Raw genomic sequence first — 16,345 nt, 5'->3', positions numbered from 1 at the left:
TTGCTCAAACCGAGAACAGATTCTAGTCTGGGCCCGACATCTGGGACTCGACGAGGAGGCCTCGCGGTGAGCCTGACCGGCAGGACAGCGATCGTCACGGGCGCCGCCGCGGGGCTGGGCCGGGCCGAAGCGCTCGCGCTCGCCGCCGGCGGCGCCACGGTGGTGGTCAACGACATCGGCGAGCCGAAAAACGTCGTCGAAGAGATCGAAGCGGCGGGCGGCAAAGCCGTCGCGGTCGCCGGCGACGTGGGGGAGCGGGCCACGGCCGACGCCCTCACGCAGGCCGCGCTCGACCTCGGCGGGCTCGACATCGTGGTGAACAACGCCGGCGTGCTGCGCGACAAGATGCTCTTCTCGATGTCCGACGACGACTGGGACACCGTGCTGCGCGTCCACCTGCGCGGGCACTTCCTGTTGTCCCGCAACGCCGCGAAACACTGGCGCGACCGGTCCAAAGCGGACGGCAAGCCGGTGTACGGCCGGCTGGTCAACACGGCGTCGGAGGCGTTCCTCATCGGCTCGCCCGGCCAGCCCAACTACGCCGCGGCGAAGGCGGGCATCACCGCGCTCACCATGTCGGCCGCCCGGGGTCTCGCCAAGTACGGCGTCCGCGCCAACGCGATCTGCCCGCGCGCGCGGACGGCGATGACCGAGGGCGTGTTCGGCGCCGCCCCTGCCGAAGGCGCCGATCCGCTCTCGGTCGAGCACGTCGCCCCCTTCGTCGCCTACCTCGCTTCACCGGCCGCCGAGCACGTCAACGGCCAGGTGTTCGTGGTGCACGGCGGCACGGTTTCCCTGGTCGAAGCGCCGCGGATCGAGCGGCGCTGGAGCCTGGACGAGCTCGAAACGTCGGTCAGCGCGTTCTTCGCCGAGCGCGACCCCGGCCGGATGTTCGCCGCCACCGAAATCCTGGAGGACTCGTGAGGCTGGACGGGAAGATCGCCATCGTCACCGGGGCCGCGCGCGGCCAGGGCGAGGCCGCGGCCCGCGCGTTCGCCGCCGAAGGCGCGAAAGTGCTCGTCGCCGACATCCTGGACGACGAGGGCAAGCAGCTCGCCGCCGAACTCGGCGAGCAGGCCGTCTACCAGCACCTCGACGTCGGCAGCGAGGACGACTGGGCGGCCGCCGTCGACCGCGTGACCACCGAGTTCGGCGCGCCGAACGTACTGGTCAACAACGCCGGCATCCTGCACTTCTCCGAGCTCGGCAAGACGACGCTGGCCGATTACGAACGCGTGATCCGGGTGAACCAGATCGGGGCGTTTCTCGGGATGCGCTCGGTCGTTGAACCGATGACCGCCGCCGGCGGTGGCTCCATCGTCAACGTGTCCTCTGTGGAGGGTCTGGCCGGGATGCCGTACCTGATCGCCTACACCGCGAGCAAGTTCGCGATCCGCGGGATGACCAAGGTCGCCGCGATGGAACTCGGCAAGAAGCACATCCGCGTCAATTCCGTGCACCCCGGCGCGATCGATACCCAGATGGTTTCGACCGCCGCGGGCGGGCAGAAAGTCGACATGTCCTACGTCGGCAAGAAGGTCGCCCTCGGCCGGGTCGGGCAGCCCGAGGACATCGCGAAGCTGGTGCTGTTCCTCGCCAGTGACGAAAGCGCGTACTGCACCGGGGCGGAGTTCGTCGCGGACGGCGGAGCCACCGCCTCGCACGCGTTGAACTTCTAGACAGTTAACACCGCTAACGAAAATCGGGCGCCGGGTATGGAGAACACTCGGAGGTCAGCGACGACCTACTGGGAGGTGTGGTGAGCGGAAGTACCGGCACGCTCCCGGGAACCGCGGCCCTGACCCAGGTCGGCCGCCTGGCGACGCTGTCGTGGGAGGTCCTGCGCGCGATCTTCAAGCGCCCCTTCCAGACCCGCGAGTGGATCCAGCAGTGCTGGTTCTTCGCCAGCGTCACCATCCTCCCCACCGCGCTGGTCGCCATCCCGTTCGGCGCGGTGATCGCGCTCCAGCTCGGCTCGCTGACCGCCCAGATCGGCGCCCAGTCGTTCACCGGCGCGGCCAGCGCGCTGGCCATCGTGCAGCAGGCGAGCCCGCTGATCACGGCGCTGCTCGTCGCGGGCGCCGGCGGCAGCGCGGTGTGCGCGGACATCGGCGCCCGCAAGATCCGTGAAGAGATCGACGCCATGGAAGTGCTGGGCGTCAACCCGATCCAGCGCCTCATCGTGCCGCGGGTGCTCGCCGCGATGGTCGTTTCGGTGCTCCTCAACGGCTTGGTCAGCGTGGTCGGCGTGCTCGGCGGCTACTTCTTCAACGTCGTCCTGCAGGGCGGCACGCCCGGCGCGTACCTGGCCAGCTTCAACGCCCTCGCCCAGGTGCCGGACCTCTGGGTCAGCGAGATCAAGGCGCTGCTCTACGGCTTCGTCGCCGGCGTCGTCGCGGCGTTCCGCGGGCTGAACCCGCCGCCCGGGCCGAAGGGCGTCGGCGACGCGGTCAACCAGGCCGTCGTCATCACGTTCCTGCTGCTGTTCCTCATCAACGTCGTGCTCACCGCGATCTACCTGCGGATCGTCCCGCCGAAGGCCATGTGATGACGGCGGAGCCCCTCGACACCACCGACCGGACGCTCGAGTACCTCGCGCGCCCCGGCCAGAGCCTGGAAGGGCTCGGCAAGCAGCTCGCGTTCGCCGCGAAAGCGCTCGCCTGGTCACCGCGCACGATCCGCCGCTACAGCCGGGAAACGCTGCGGCTGCTCACCGAGGTCTGCTTCGGCACCGGCGGGCTCGCCGTCATCGGCGGCACGCTCGGCGTGATGATCGGGATGACGCTTTTCACCGGCTTGATCGTCGGTCTCCAGGGCTATTCCGCGCTGAACCAGCTCGGCACGGCCGCGCTCACCGGGTTCATCTCCGCCTACTTCAACACCCGCGAGGTCGCGCCGCTGTCGGCCGGGCTCGCGCTGAGCGCCACCGTCGGCTGCGGCTTCACCGCCCAGCTCGGCGCGATGCGGATCTCCGAAGAGATCGACGCGCTGGAAGTCATGGGCGTGCCCAGCATGCCGTACCTGGTCACGACGCGGGTGCTCGCCGGCGTCGCCGCGGTGATCCCGCTGTACGCGGTCGGCCTGCTGTCGAGCTACCTCGCGTCCCGCCAGATCACCATCTGGCTCTACGGCCAGTCCGCGGGCACCTACGACCACTACTTCACGCTCTTCTTGCCCCCCGGCGACGTCCTCTGGTCGTTCGGGAAGGTGATCGTCTTCAGCGTGCTCGTGATCCTGTCCCATTGCTACTACGGCTTCAACGCCAGCGGCGGCCCGGCCGGCGTCGGCGTGGCGGTGGGCCGCGCGGTGCGGACGTCGATCGTGCTGATCTCGGTGCTGGACTTCTTCCTGTCGCTCGCGATCTGGGGCGCCAACACGACGGTGAGGATCTCCGGATGAGGCGCGAGCTGTGGCAGCGGCTCCGGTACCAGGTGCTGGGGCTCGCCTTCCTGCTCGTGGCCGCGTTGTTCATCACCTTGACGCTCGCCGTGTACCACAAGGCGTTCACGCCGGTGACGCTCGTGAAGCTGGAGACCGACCGCGTCGGCAGCCAGCTGCGCACCGGCGGCGACGTCAAGGTCCGCGGCATGCTCGTCGGCGAGATCCGCTCGGTGCTGTCGAAGGGCGACCACGCCGAGCTGGAGCTGGCCCTGGAGCCGGACAAGACGCACGTCATCCCCCGGAACGTCTCCGCGCGCTTGCTGCCGAAGACGCTCTTCGGCGAGCGGTACGTCGCCCTGCAGCTGCCCGAGACGGCCGAGGGGGCGATCAAGGCCGGCGACGTCATCCCGCAGGACCGCAGCAGCTCGGCGATCGAGCTGCAGAAGGTGCTCGACGACGTGATGCCGCTGCTGCAGGCCGTCCAGCCGGAAAAGCTGTCGAGCACGCTGACGGCGGTGTCGACCGCGCTCGAAGGCCGCGGCAAGCAGCTGGGCCAGACCCTGGTGCAGCTGAGCGACTACCTCGGCAAGCTGAACCTGTCGCTGCCGGACGTCAAGGCCGACATCACCGGCCTCGCGAACGTCGCGGACACCTACGACAAAGCGGCGCCGGACCTGCTGGAGGCGCTGTCCGACCTGACGACGACGAGCCGCACGATCGTCGACCAGCGCGCGCAGCTGAGCGACCTCTACGCGACCGTCACCGCGGCTTCGGTGGACCTGACGAACTTCCTGCAGGTCAACAAGGACAACCTGATCCGGCTCACCACGGCGATCCAGCCGACGCTCGACGTCCTCGCGAAGTACGCGCCCGAATACCCGTGCCTGATGCGGCAGCTCGCGGAGTCGGTGCCGCGCGCCGAGCTGGCGTTCGGCAAGGGCACCGCGCACCCCGAGGTCAGCCGGGTCACCATCGAGTTCGCCGCCAGCCGCGGCAAGTACCTCCCCGGCGTCGACGAGCCCAAGTACGAGGACAAGCGCGGGCCGCGCTGCTACCCGAGCGTCCCGCACCCCGGGGTGTGGCCGCAGTACCCGCCGGACGGCGCGATCAAGGACGGCTCCACCAAACCCCCGCCGCCGAAGAACCCGCCGGAGGAGCTGCCCGCCGGCGGCGGCGCGATCGGCGGCGACGGCACGATCGTCGGCTCGGCCTACGAGCACGACCTGATCGACCTGCTCGCTTCGCCCGCCCTCGGCACCGCGCCGGGTGACGTGCCCGGCTGGGCCGGCCTGCTCGTCGGGCCGCTCTACCGCGGGGCGGAGGTGGAGCTGAAGTGAGGAGTTTCGTCCCGTCCCTGGTCAAGCTGGTCGTGTTCGCGGTCGTCACCGTGCTGCTCACCGGGATCCTCGCGGCCACCATCGCCAACACGAACTTCGGCGCGACGTCGGGGTACCTGGCGAAGTTCACCGACGCCTCCGGCCTCAAGGAGGGCGACGACGTCCGCATCGCCGGGGTCAAGGTCGGCCAGGTCGACGCGATCGAGGTCGTGGCGGGCGAGCGCAACCTGGCGCAGGTGCGTTTCGACGTCGAGCACACCTACCGGCTGCCGGAGACGGTGTCCGCGACGATCAAATACCGCAACCTGGTCGGCCAGCGCTACCTCGCGCTCGGCACCGACGTGCCGGGGACCAAGGCACTGGAAGAGGGCGGGACGATCCCGCCCGAGCGCACGAAACCCGCGTTGAACCTCACCGTGCTGTTCAACGGGTTCAAGCCGCTGTTCAAGGCGCTCAGCCCGAAGGACGTCAACCAGCTCTCGGCCGAGATCATCAGCGTCTTCCAGGGCGAGGGCGGCACGATCACCAGCCTGCTGCAGCACACCGCGTCCCTGACCACGGCGATCGCGAGCAAGGACCAGGTGATCGGCCAGGTCATCGCCAACCTCAACACGGTGCTCGGCACGGTCAACGCCCACGGCCCGCAGCTCGGCGACCTCATCGAGCAGACGCAGAAGCTGGTCAGCGGGCTGGCCGAGCAGCGCAAGCCGATCGGCGACGCGGTCAGCGCGCTCGGCGAACTCGCTGTCTCCACGACCGGCCTGCTGGCCGACGCGCGCCCGGCGCTGAAGGACGACGTCGCCCGGCTCGGCGTGCTGTCGCAGAACCTCGGCGACTCCGGCGAACTGCTCAACCACCTGCTCGAGGTGCTGCCGGGCAACCTGCAGAAGTTCACCCGGACGCTGAGCTACGGCAGCTGGTTCAACTACTACCTGTGCGGGATCACGGGCACCATCGGCATTTCCTCGCTCGACATCACCCTGCCGATCGTCCCCATTCCCGGTACGCAGCGCGCGGAGAGGTGTGGTCCGTGAAGCCGCTGAAGGATCGCAACCAGGCGGGAGTCGGCGCGGTCGCGCTCGTGCTGATCGTGCTCGTCACGGCCACCACGTACTTCTCCGACCAGCTCCCGTTCTTCGGCAACGGCACGACGTACTCGGCGTACTTCGGCGAGTCCGCCGGGCTGGCGCCGGACAACGAGGTCGAGGTCGCCGGCGTCAAGGTCGGCACGGTGTCTTCGGTGAAGCTGGCGGGCAAGCAGGTGCTCGTGAAGTTCCGCGTGAAGGACGTCAGGGTCGGCGACGCGACGACGGCGTCCATCGAGATCAAGACGCTGCTGGGGGAGAAGTACCTCGCACTCGACCCCAAGGGCGGCGGCACGCAGGAGCCGGCCGCGACGATCCCGCAGGCGCGCACGCGCACGCCGTTCCAGCTGCAGGACGCGTTCGAGCAGCTGTCGACGACGGTCGGCGACATCGACACGAAGCAGCTGGCGGACAGCTTCAACGCGCTCTCCGACAGCCTCAAGGACAGCCCGCAGTACCTGAAGGACACGTTGACCGGGTTGTCGTCGCTGGCTCGCACAGTGTCTTCTCGCGACGCGGACCTGCACACACTGCTGGCCAACACGAGCCAGGTCTCCAAGACGCTGTCCGACCGCAACGCCCAGCTGCAGCGCGTGATCAGCGACGGCAACCTGCTGCTGGGCGAGCTGCAGAACCGCAAGAAGGCGATCACCGCGCTGCTCACCGGCACCCAGCAGCTGTCGCAGCAGCTGACCGGGCTCGTCCAGGACAACCGCGCGCAGCTGAAGCCGACGCTGGACAAGCTCGGGAAGGTGACCGACATCCTGCAGCGCAACCAGGGCAACCTCGACAAGAGCCTGCAGCTGATGGCGCCCTTCGCCCGCGTCGGCGCGAACGCCACCGGCAACGGCCGCTGGTTCGAGGGCTACCTGTGCGGGCTGCTGCCGCCGACGATCAACGCCGGCGTGGTCACCATCAACCCCGAAGGTTGCACCCCGCCGATCGCGGCGCCGAACCAGGGGGTGGGCGGCCGATGACCATCCGCACCTACCGCGGCCGGAGCCTGGTGACGTGGCTGGCGTTCGCCTGCGTGCTGGCGCTGCTGCTGACCGCCGGACTGTGGCTGGTCTTCCGCGCGGCCACCGGCACCGTGGTGTCGGCGTACTTCGGCAAGACCGTGGGGCTCTACGCGGGTTCGTCGGTGCGGGTGCTCGGCGTGCCGGTCGGGCAGGTCACCGACGTCACGCCGCAGGGCGACGCCGTGCGCGTGGACATGCGCGTCGACGACGTCCCGCTGCCGGCCGGCGTCGGCGCGGTCGTCGTCGCGCCGAGCCTGGTCAGCGACCGGTACGTCCAGCTGACCCCGGCGTACGACAGCGGCCCGGTCCTGGCTTCCGGCACGGTCCTCCCGCGCGACCGCACGGCGACGCCGGTCGAACTGGACGACCTGTACTCGAGCCTGGACAAGCTTTCGACGGCGCTGGGCCCCAACGGTGCCAACAAGGACGGCGCGCTGTCCGGCGTCCTGGACACCGCGGCGGACGCGTTGAAGGGCAACGGCACTTCGCTGAACTCGACGGTCGGGCAGCTCGCCGAACTCGCCAAGACCCTGGACGGCTCGAAGGACGACCTGTTCTCGACCGTGCAGAACCTCAACTCGTTCACCGGCGCGCTGGCCCAGAGCGACCAGCAGCTCAACGAGTTCTACGGCCGCGTCGCCGACGTCAGCCAGTTCCTCGCGGCGGACTCCTCCGAGGTCGGGGCCGCGTTGCAGTCGCTCGGCGGCGCGCTCGGCGACGTCCAGACGTTCGTCAACGACAACAAGGGCGCCCTGGAGTCCAATGTGGACAAACTGGCGTCGCTGTCGAAGGTCCTCGTCGACCAGCGGGCCGCGCTCGCCGAGGTGCTCGACATCGCCCCGACCGGCGCGACCAACTTCATCAACTCCTACGACGCCGCTTCGGGCACGATCGCCGTCCGCGACAACCTGAACGAGCTGACCAACCCGCCGATCCTCACGGTGTGCCGGCTGATCAGCTCGTTCACGCCGAAGCAGCTCCCGGACGCGCTGGGGACCATCTGCAAGCAGCTGGCGCCGGTCCTCGACGGCGCGTTGAAGCTGCCGACCATCCCGCAGGTGCTCAACTCCTTGCAGAACGGGACTTTGCCCCCGCTGCCGCTGCCGCTCGTGGACGTCATGGAACAGCTTTCGGGCGGTGCGAAGTGAAGCGGTTCGCCGGGGTGCTCGCCGGGCTGCTCGTGCTCGCCGGCTGCAGTGACGGCGGGTTCAACGGCCTCTACGGCACGCCGCTGCCCGGCGGCGCCGACGTCGGCGAGCACCCGTACCACGTCACGGCGTTGTTCACCGACGTCCTGGACCTGGTGCCGCAGTCGAGCGTCAAGGTCAACGACGTCGCCGTCGGGCGGGTCGACAAGATTTCCCTGACGCCGGACACGCGGTCCGCGCTGGTCGCGATGACGGTGAACGGCGACATCGCGCTGCCCGCGAACGCCCGCGCCGAGCTGAAGCAGTCTTCGCTGCTGGGCGAGAAGTTCGTCGAGCTGAGCGTGCCGACGGCCGAACCGGCGTCCGGGCACCTCGGCGACGGCGCGCAGATCCCGCTCGGGCGCACCAACCGCAACCCCGAGGTCGAGGAGGTGCTCGGCGCGTTGTCCCTGCTGCTCAACGGCGGCGGCGTGGAGCAGATCCAGAAGATCAGCCACGAGCTCAACGACGCGCTTTCGGGCAACGAGCCGGAAATCCGCGCGCTGCTGTCGCGAGTGGACGAACTGGCCACGCAGCTGGACGGGCACCGGACCGAGATCGTCCGCGCGATCGACGGGCTCGCGAAGCTGTCCAAGACGTTGACCGGGCAGACGCAGAACCTGTCGAACGCGCTGGACAACCTGGCGCCGGGCCTGAAGATCGTCACCGACCAGCGCGACCAGCTCGTCGGGATGCTCACCGCGCTCAACTCGCTTTCCGGTGTCGCGGTGGACACGGTCACGAAGAGCCGGGACCAGCTGGTCGCGAACCTCAAAGCGTTGCAGCCGACGCTGACCAAGCTCGGCGAGGCCGGCCAGAACCTGCCGAACGCGTTGCAGATCCTGCTGACCTACCCGTTCCCGGACTACGCGGGCAACGTGATCAAGGGCGACTACGCCAACGTCGAGGCGAACGTGAACCTCGACCTCGACACGCTGATCCAGAACTTCACGAACTCGTCGCAGCCGCCGATCGCCCTGCCCCAGACCATCGGCGGCCCAGCGCCGGTCGCGCCGCCGTTGCCCCTGCCCGACGTCGGGTCGGTGCCGCAGGCCGCGGGCCCGAACCTGCTGGGCGGCCTGCTCGGCCTGATCGGGGGTGGCCGGTGACCACCCGCAAGATCCGCGTCCAGCTGATCGCGTTCGTCGTCATCGCGGTGGTTTCGGTGGTCTACGCCGGCGGCCGCTACGCGGGGCTGGACCGGCTGTTCGGCAACCGCGGCTACGTCGTCACGGCGCAGCTCACCGACTCCGGCGGCATCTTCGTCAACTCCGAAGTCGCCTACCGCGGGGTGACGGTCGGCCGCGTGGCCGGGATGACGCTCACCGAGCACGGCGTCGACGTCGCCCTCGACATCGACGCGGGCGCCCCGGACATCCCGGCCGACGCGCACGCCCAGGTGGCGAACCGGTCGGCGGTGGGGGAGCAGTTCGTCGACCTGCTGCCGCAGCACGACAGCGGGCCGTATTTGAAGGACGGTTCGGTGATCACCCGGGACAAGACGTCGTTGCCGCCGTCGCCGGACACCGTGCTGTCGCACCTGGACGACCTCGTGGCGAGCGTGCACCCGGACTCGCTGCGGACGGTCGTCGACGAGACGTACAACGCGTTCGCCGGTGCCGGCCCGGAACTGCAGCAGCTGCTGGACAGCACCGGCTCGCTGACCGCCGTCGCCACCCAGTACGTCCCGCAGACCCAAGGGCTGTTCGCGAACTCGCGGGTGGTGCTGGACACGCAGCAGCGGCAGGCCGCGAACATCACCGACTTCGCTTCGGGGCTGCGCACGATTTCGGGTCAGCTCAAGAAGTCCGACCCGGATCTGCGCCGGGTGATCGCGGAGGCCCCGCAGCTGAGCAGGCAGATCAGCGACGTGCTGGCCGCGTCCGGCACCGATCTGGGCGTGCTGTTCGCGAACTTGCTGACGACCGCGCAGATCACGTCGTCCCGGCGCGACTCGATCGAGGAACTGCTGGTGGCGTACCCGATCATCGGGGCGTTCTCGCCGTCGACGTCCCCGGACGGCACAGGCCACCTGGGCGTGGTGTTCAACTTTTTTGACCCGGCTTCGTGCACGAAGGGCTACGAGGGGACGAAGCAGCGTCCGGCGAACGATCTCACCGAGGGCCCGGTGAACATGAACGCGTACTGCGCCGAGCCGCCGGGCAGCCCGACCGGGGTGCGCGGCTCGCAGAACGCGCCCTACGCGGGTAAACCGCCGGCCATCGCGGCCGCACCTTCACAGACCGCGGCCTCGGCTCCACAGCCGCTGCCGGGGATGCTGAGCCTGCTGACGGGCCCGTCATCGGGCGGCCTGGGCCGGCTGCTGGGCGCGCCGTGAAACTCCGTCTGATGGTGGTGCTCACGGTCTTTTCGCTACTGGCGGCCGGTTTCTCGGGCTGGACGTGGTGGCGAGCGGCGACCGACGACTCCTCGGCCCGCGGCCGCGAACGCGACGCCGTACTGGCAGCAGCGGGCCCCCAGCTGGTCACCCTGAACACGATCGACTACCACTCGGCGGCAGCGGACGTCGACCGTTGGATCGCGGCGGCGACCGGCCAGTACGGAAAGGACTTGTCGGGCGACCGGCAACTGCAGATCGACCGGGCTGTTTCCGCCCGCACCGTTTCCACGGCGTCCCTGGTCCAGGCAGCGGTGACGGAGATCGACGTGCCGGCGGGTTCGGCTCGCCTGCTGGCGGTAGTGGACGTCCGCGTCTCGACGGGCGGCGGAGCGGTTTCCCCACGCTTGAACCGGCTCACGGTGGACGTCTCGCGGTCAGCGTCGGGCTGGAAGATCGCGGGCGTCCAGGCGGCGGGCTCATGAACCGCGTCCTGTCAGCGATCGTCGTGGTCTGTCTGGGCTGCGCCGTGTGGTTCGGCGTCGAGGCGGCTTCTCTTTCTCCTGGCTCGAACCAAGCTTTGGTGGATTCCACCGCGACTGCTTCGGTTTCGGCTGAGGTGAGTGATGCGGTGAAGTCGGTTTTTTCCTACGACTACGCGAATCTGGCCCGTACCGAGCGGGCGGCTTCTCAGGTGTTGACCGGTGATGCGGTGGGTCAGTACCAGGGTCAGTTCGCTTCTGCGCGGACTCGGGCTGCTGCGGAGAAGCTCGTCCGGACGACGACGGTTCGTGCGGTGGGGGTGCGTTCTCTCGTGGGCGATGATGCTTCTTTGTTGATGTTCTTGGATCAGCAGACGGTTGCTTCTGGTGGGGCGCTTTCGTCTTCGGTGGCTCAGCTGGCGGTGACGGCTCGGCGGGTTGACGGGCATTGGAAGATTTCTTCTTTGACTGCGTTGTAGGCGGGATCGCCCGATCGTGTGATGAACAGGTGTTCGTATTGCCGGTAATCTCGGGGTGTGGACAGACAAGCGGTGTGGCAAGCGGACGCGGAGGCCTTGGCCGACCGCCTCCGCTCCCTGCTCACCGTCGTCCGTTCTGCTGAGGCCGAAATCGGTGCACTGCTGGTGGAAATCGAGTCCCGCGGCGTGATGGAGCTGTTCGGCTATCGTTCGGTGGCGCGGTTGTTCGAGCACCTCGCCGACGTTCCCCGGGCGGCCGCCGAACGTACTGTTACCCGCGCGCACGCCTTGCACTCCAGCGTTTCTCTCGATGCCGGTCCCGCCCTGGCTCCCGCCACTGCCGCTGCCGCCGCGTCGGGCGCGTTGAGCACCCCGATGATCGACACGATCGTCGAGACGTTGACCCGGATCCCGGTCGAGCACCGCGAGAGTGCCGAAGCGGACTTGCTCACCTTTGCCGCCGACGCCGGCCACAAACAGGTCGCCGCCTTCGGCGCCCGCATCATCGCCCACCTCGACCCCGACGGCACCCCGCCTGTGGACACCGACCCGGTCACCCCCGCCCGCGAACTCTCCCTGCGCCGCAAACGCACCGGGACCTGGGAGCTGTCGGGCCGCTTCGACGACGAGACCGGCACCCGCGCCCACGCCTTGCTCGACGCCCTGGCCGAGCGCCGCACTACCCCCGACGAGGGGCCCGACCTGCGTTCCCCGCAGGAGCGTTACGGCGACGCGTTCTCCGATGCGGTGGACTTGGCCCTCAACGCCCCGGACCTGCCGATGCAGGCCGGGGAACGCGCCCACGTCCTGGTGGCGGTGTCCCTGACCGACCTGCAGTCCGGTCTCGGCACCGCGACCCTGGGCGACACCGGCCGCATCTCCGCGGCCGAGGCCCGCGTCCACGCCTGCGACTGCAAACTGATCCCCGCCGTCCTCGGCGCCCAAAGCGAACCCCTGGATGTGGGCCGAGCCCGCCGCCTGATCACCCCGGGCCTACGCCGCGCCCTATTCCTGCGCGACCGCGGCTGCGCCTTCCCCGGCTGCCACCGCCCACCCCGGCATTGCCAGGGCCACCACATCCGCCACTGGGCCGACGGCGGCCCCACGGAGCTGGCCAACCTGGTCCTGCTCTGCGCGCACCACCACCGGTTGCTGCACCGTTCGGGCTGGCAGGTCCGCATCGCCGCGGATGGTCATCCGGAGTTCCTGCCCCCGATGTTCTTGGACAAGCGCCGAAAACCCAGGCGCAACAACCTGCACCAGCCGCTGCCCTTCGCAGCCTGACCACTCTCGAATACGGGTAAGGCCCGCAGCCACCGGCTCCGGGCCTACACCCACGCCCCCGTTTCGGCAGCCCACTCCCCGCCCCGCCTCCGGCACCGGTTCCAGCCCCAATCGCCGTCTCCGGCCCGGCCCCAACTTCCGGTTCCAGCCCCCAATCGCCCTCTCCGGCCCGGCACCACCCCCGCTTCCGGTCTCGCCTCCGGATCCAGCCCAACCGCCGTCTCCGGCTCCAGCCCTACCGCCGTCTCCGGCCCGGCCCCGCCTCCGGTTCCAGCCCAACCGCCGTCTCCGGTCCGGCCCCAACCCCCGGTGCCAGCCCCGTCCCGTCTTCGGTGCCAGCCCCGTCCCGTCTCCGGTTCCAGCCCAACTGCCGTCTCCAGCCCGGTCCCAACCTCCGCTTCCGGCCCGCCCCGCCTCCGGCGCCCGACCCCAGCCCCGGCCCGCGCAAGGACTTAGGCGGCTATCCCACTCCGCGCGGTGCCCCGCGTTCCGAGTCCACGCCTCACATCCGGTCGCCGATGTCCGTGCCCCGCCCGCCTCGCCTCCAACATCGAAGTCCCGGCCTTAAGCTTCGCTTCGCACGGTCCCTTGCGTTCCCAACCCGAGCCCACGTTCGGCAGCCGTGCTCCAGCCCAAGCGCCGAAACCCGCCGAAACACGCCGGAAGTCCCGCTCCGCGCAGCCCCTCGAGCCCCCGCTCGCCCGCCGCCAAGCCCGGCACCCGGTCTCACCCCAGCCATCGGCCGGCTCCGCGATCGCCTGGCACATCCCACCGCCGAGCCGGAACCCCGACCCACCACCGCCGAGCGCACGACCACCAACACTCACCCGTCCCAGACGGAGGCCCCCTGCCGCAGCACCTCAACCCCGGACGGAACAGTCACCGGCCACAGCTCCACCACGTACCGGTAATGCTCCCCGAACTCGTGCTCGTTCCACGTCACCGCCGGCGGCCCACCCGGCACGTACGAAACCCGCGCCCGGTACAACCCCGGCAGAACCGAAAAAAACTTTTCCTGCGACGGGTAGTCCACAGGCCCGGAAATCACGACTTTACCGCTCGGAACCGGAAGATCCGCTTCCACCACGTGCTCCGCGTCCGAAGCCAGCGCAGGCGCCGAAGGCACCAACGTCACCGACGACTCCACCACGTCCGAACGGGCCGTCACGATCGCGATACCGGCGGGCTCCGCCGCTATCCGGTGGTCGAGGGCGGTGGGAGTCCAGCCGCTGCCAGTCAGACGGGAAGCCGAGTCGCGCAACGAGAACTGGCGCTGGTCGGCGTGGACTACTAGGTGCACACGATCCACCCTAGCCAGGACCCGCCCCGAAATGGTATCGACGCCGGGTTTAGCGTTGACGCCATGACCACTGCTTCCGTCGACGTCGACACGGCCCGCAGCGACTACGCGGCCCTGGTCGGCCGAGGCCTCTCCCTGGACATCACCCGTGGCAAGCCGTCGCCCGAGCAGCTCGACCTTTCGAACGCGCTGCTGAGCCTTCCCGGCGATGGCTCCTTCAAGGCCGAGGACGGCACCGACGTCCGCAACTACGGTGGCCTGAAGGGGCTCGCCGAGCTGCGGCGCGTCTTCGCCGGGGCGCTGCAGGTTCCCGCCGGGCAGCTGCTCGCCGCCGGGAACTCGAGTCTCGAGCTCATGCACGACGCCGTCGTGCAGGCGCTGCTGAGCAAGCTGCCCGGGGCCGAGCGCCGGTGGGCCGATGAGCCGCAGATCAAGTTCCTCGCGCCCGTTCCGGGGTACGACCGGCACTTCGCGCTCACCGAGCGGTTCGGCATCGAGCTCGTCCCGGTCGCGATGACCGACGAGGGCCCGGACATGGACGCCGTCGAGACGCTGGTCGCCGAAGACCCCGCCGTCAAGGGCATCTGGTGCGTGCCGAAGTACAGCAACCCCACCGGGGTCACGTTCAGTGACGATGTGGTCAAGCGGCTCGCCACCATGCGGACCGCGGCGCCGGACTTCCGGATCTTCTGGGACAACGCCTACGCCGTGCACCACCTGACCGACGACGAGCCGGAGCTGGCCGACCTGCTGGCGCTGGCCACCGAAGCCGGCAACGCGGACCGCGTGTTCGTCTTCGGCTCGACCTCAAAGATCACCCTCGCCGGGGCCGGCGTCGGGTTCTTCGGCGCTTCCGAGGCCAACCTCGCCTGGTGGACCGGCAACATCGGCAAGCGCACCATCGGCCCGGACAAGGTCAACCAGCTGCGCCACGCCCACTTCCTCAAGGACGAAGCCGGCGTCCGCGCGCACATGCGCAAGCACGCCGAGATCATCGGGCCGAAGTTCGCGGCCGTCGACCGCATCCTCACCGAGGAGCTGGCCGACCTGGCGTCCTGGACCAAGCCGACCGGCGGGTACTTCATCACGCTGACCGTCCCCCAGGGCACCGCGAAGGAGGTCGTGCGGCTGGCCAAGGAGGCCGGGGTCGCGCTGACCCCCGCCGGGGCGACCCACCCGCACGGGAACGACTCGGCCGACGCCGTCATCCGGATCGCGCCGACCTTCCCGAAGCTCGCCGAGGTCGAAGAGGCCGTCCGCGCGCTCGCCGTCTGCGTCCGGCTCGCCGTCGCGGAACGCGGCTGACCTGCGCGAACGTAATCGGGAAGAACTTTTTCCCGATTTGACCGAGCCGGGGGCCGTCCAGGTACGTATCACCGTTGGGTGAGGTGGACGAACTCGTCACGAGAGGACGTCCCCCGGTGTTCGGAAAACGCTACACACGGCAGCTGATCGAGCGCAGCGCGGAGAACGCGACCGACCGCCGCCGCTTCCTCAAGGCTGCGGGAGCGGCGGGGCTCGGCGTCGCGGGCGCCGGCGCGCTCGGCACGGCGCTGTCGCTGGGGCTCGGCTCGGCCGGTGCCACGCAGCAGTACGGCGCTCAGGGCGGCGACGCCGCGAAGGAGGCGGCCAGCGACGCCGCCGTGCTGAACTTCGCGCTCAACCTGGAGTACCTGGAGGCGAACCTCTACTCGTTCGCCGTCACCGGCTACGGGCTGAACGAGAAGTACGTCAACGGCATCGGCAACCTCGGCAAGGTCTCCGGCGGGCACGCCGTGAAGTTCAAGAGCGAGCACGTCAAGCAGATCGCGCAGGAGATCGCCGGCGACGAGGTCGCGCACGTGAACTTCCTGCGCAAGGCGCTCGACAAGGCGGCCGTCGCGCAGCCGGAGATCGACTTCCAGAACAGCTTCACCGCCGCCATGCAGGCCGCGGGGCTGATCAAGGAAGGCCAGACGTTCGACCCGTTCGCGAGCGAGAACAACTTCCTGCTCGCCGCGTACCTGTTCGAAGACGTCGGCGTGTCCGCCTACAAGGGCGCGGCGCCGCTGGTCAACAACAAGACGTTCCTCGACGCGGCGGCCGGCATCCTCGCGGTCGAGGCCTACCACGCGGGCATCGTGCGCGCGCAGCTGTTCGAACGTGGCCTCGGCGACGTCACGAACAAGATCTCCGACGCCCGCGACAGCCTCGACGGCAAGGCCGACGACGACGAAGGCGTGCTCAAGGGCGGCATGGCGAACCTCGTCCCGGCGGACGCCAACGGCATCGCGTTCGGGCGCTCGGCCGACCGCGTGCTCAACATCGCCTACCTCAACCCGGACAAGGTGTCCTCGGGCGGCTTCTTCCCGCGCGGCCTCAACGGCGACATCGCCACCAGTGGCGCAAAAGAGTGAGCCCCGCGTGCCGCCGTCACGGTAACGTCGTGATCGGCGGCACGCGGAGTCCACGAG

At 69.5% G+C, this 16,345-nt stretch carries 16 protein-coding genes; 15 read left to right on the top strand and 1 reads right to left on the bottom strand.

What is annotated here, in order from left to right; all coding sequences use genetic code 11:
- Window positions 1-66: 66 nt before the first annotated feature.
- The 13 genes from SD460_RS37895 (at window position 67) to SD460_RS37835 (ending at window position 12,592) form a co-directional block, all read left to right on the top strand.
- Window positions 67-924: a 3-oxoacyl-ACP reductase gene (locus SD460_RS37895; protein ID WP_290055549.1), complete on the top strand. Its 858-nt coding sequence runs from the start codon at window positions 67-69 to the stop codon at window positions 922-924.
- A complete protein-coding gene (locus SD460_RS37890; RefSeq protein WP_290055550.1) occupies window positions 921-1,679 on the top strand; it encodes a glucose 1-dehydrogenase in 759 nt (252 codons plus the stop codon). The genes SD460_RS37895 and SD460_RS37890 overlap by 4 nt, the downstream gene beginning before the upstream one ends.
- Window positions 1,680-1,759: 80 nt before the next feature.
- Window positions 1,760-2,548 (top strand): MlaE family ABC transporter permease, encoded by a 789-nt coding sequence (locus SD460_RS37885; protein ID WP_290055551.1) that lies wholly within the window; start codon window positions 1,760-1,762, stop codon window positions 2,546-2,548.
- Entirely contained in the window at window positions 2,548-3,399 is an 852-nt protein-coding gene (locus tag SD460_RS37880) for an MlaE family ABC transporter permease (RefSeq protein WP_290055552.1), read from the top strand. The genes SD460_RS37885 and SD460_RS37880 overlap by 1 nt, the downstream gene beginning before the upstream one ends.
- A complete protein-coding gene (locus SD460_RS37875) occupies window positions 3,396-4,718 on the top strand; it encodes an MCE family protein (protein ID WP_290055553.1) in 1,323 nt (440 codons plus the stop codon). The genes SD460_RS37880 and SD460_RS37875 overlap by 4 nt, the downstream gene beginning before the upstream one ends.
- Window positions 4,715-5,752 (top strand): MCE family protein, encoded by a 1,038-nt coding sequence (locus SD460_RS37870; protein ID WP_290055554.1) that lies wholly within the window; start codon window positions 4,715-4,717, stop codon window positions 5,750-5,752. The genes SD460_RS37875 and SD460_RS37870 overlap by 4 nt, the downstream gene beginning before the upstream one ends.
- The gene (locus SD460_RS37865; protein ID WP_290055555.1) at window positions 5,749-6,780 is read left to right on the top strand and encodes an MlaD family protein; all 1,032 of its coding nucleotides are present in this window, start codon (window positions 5,749-5,751) and stop codon (window positions 6,778-6,780) included. Before SD460_RS37870 ends, SD460_RS37865 begins: the two co-directional genes overlap by 4 nt.
- Window positions 6,777-7,970 (top strand): MCE family protein, encoded by a 1,194-nt coding sequence (locus SD460_RS37860; RefSeq protein WP_290055556.1) that lies wholly within the window; start codon window positions 6,777-6,779, stop codon window positions 7,968-7,970. The genes SD460_RS37865 and SD460_RS37860 overlap by 4 nt, the downstream gene beginning before the upstream one ends.
- A complete protein-coding gene (locus tag SD460_RS37855; RefSeq protein ID WP_290055557.1) occupies window positions 7,967-9,118 on the top strand; it encodes an MCE family protein in 1,152 nt (383 codons plus the stop codon). Before SD460_RS37860 ends, SD460_RS37855 begins: the two co-directional genes overlap by 4 nt.
- Window positions 9,115-10,347: an MCE family protein gene (locus tag SD460_RS37850; protein ID WP_290055558.1), complete on the top strand. Its 1,233-nt coding sequence runs from the start codon at window positions 9,115-9,117 to the stop codon at window positions 10,345-10,347. The genes SD460_RS37855 and SD460_RS37850 overlap by 4 nt, the downstream gene beginning before the upstream one ends.
- Window positions 10,348-10,358: 11 nt before the next feature.
- Entirely contained in the window at window positions 10,359-10,832 is a 474-nt protein-coding gene (locus SD460_RS37845) for an Rv1363c family protein (protein WP_290055559.1), read from the top strand.
- Complete coding sequence (locus SD460_RS37840; protein ID WP_290055560.1) at window positions 10,829-11,308, top strand: hypothetical protein; 480 nt, start codon at window positions 10,829-10,831, stop codon at window positions 11,306-11,308. The genes SD460_RS37845 and SD460_RS37840 overlap by 4 nt, the downstream gene beginning before the upstream one ends.
- Window positions 11,309-11,365: 57 nt before the next feature.
- A complete protein-coding gene (locus tag SD460_RS37835) occupies window positions 11,366-12,592 on the top strand; it encodes an HNH endonuclease signature motif containing protein (protein WP_290055561.1) in 1,227 nt (408 codons plus the stop codon).
- An 823-nt stretch (window positions 12,593-13,415) separates the two neighbouring features.
- On the opposite strand, the gene SD460_RS37830 is transcribed toward SD460_RS37835, so the two are convergent.
- The gene (locus SD460_RS37830) at window positions 13,416-13,892 is read right to left on the bottom strand and encodes a hypothetical protein (RefSeq protein WP_290055562.1); all 477 of its coding nucleotides are present in this window, start codon (window positions 13,890-13,892) and stop codon (window positions 13,416-13,418) included.
- Between the two features lie 63 nt (window positions 13,893-13,955).
- Between SD460_RS37830 and SD460_RS37825 the strand changes: the two genes are divergently transcribed.
- Window positions 13,956-15,197, top strand: a complete 1,242-nt coding sequence (locus tag SD460_RS37825) for an aspartate aminotransferase type Ic (protein ID WP_290055563.1) — start codon at window positions 13,956-13,958, stop codon at window positions 15,195-15,197.
- A gap of 116 nt (window positions 15,198-15,313) precedes the next feature.
- The gene (locus SD460_RS37820) at window positions 15,314-16,288 is read left to right on the top strand and encodes a ferritin-like domain-containing protein (protein ID WP_290055564.1); all 975 of its coding nucleotides are present in this window, start codon (window positions 15,314-15,316) and stop codon (window positions 16,286-16,288) included.
- Window positions 16,289-16,345: the final 57 nt, after the last annotated feature.

It is taken from the genome of Amycolatopsis solani, from assembly GCF_033441515.1.
In the GTDB taxonomy this organism is placed as follows: Bacteria; Actinomycetota; Actinomycetes; order Mycobacteriales; family Pseudonocardiaceae; genus Amycolatopsis; species Amycolatopsis solani.
This window is presented reverse-complemented; position numbering and strand designations above follow the sequence as displayed.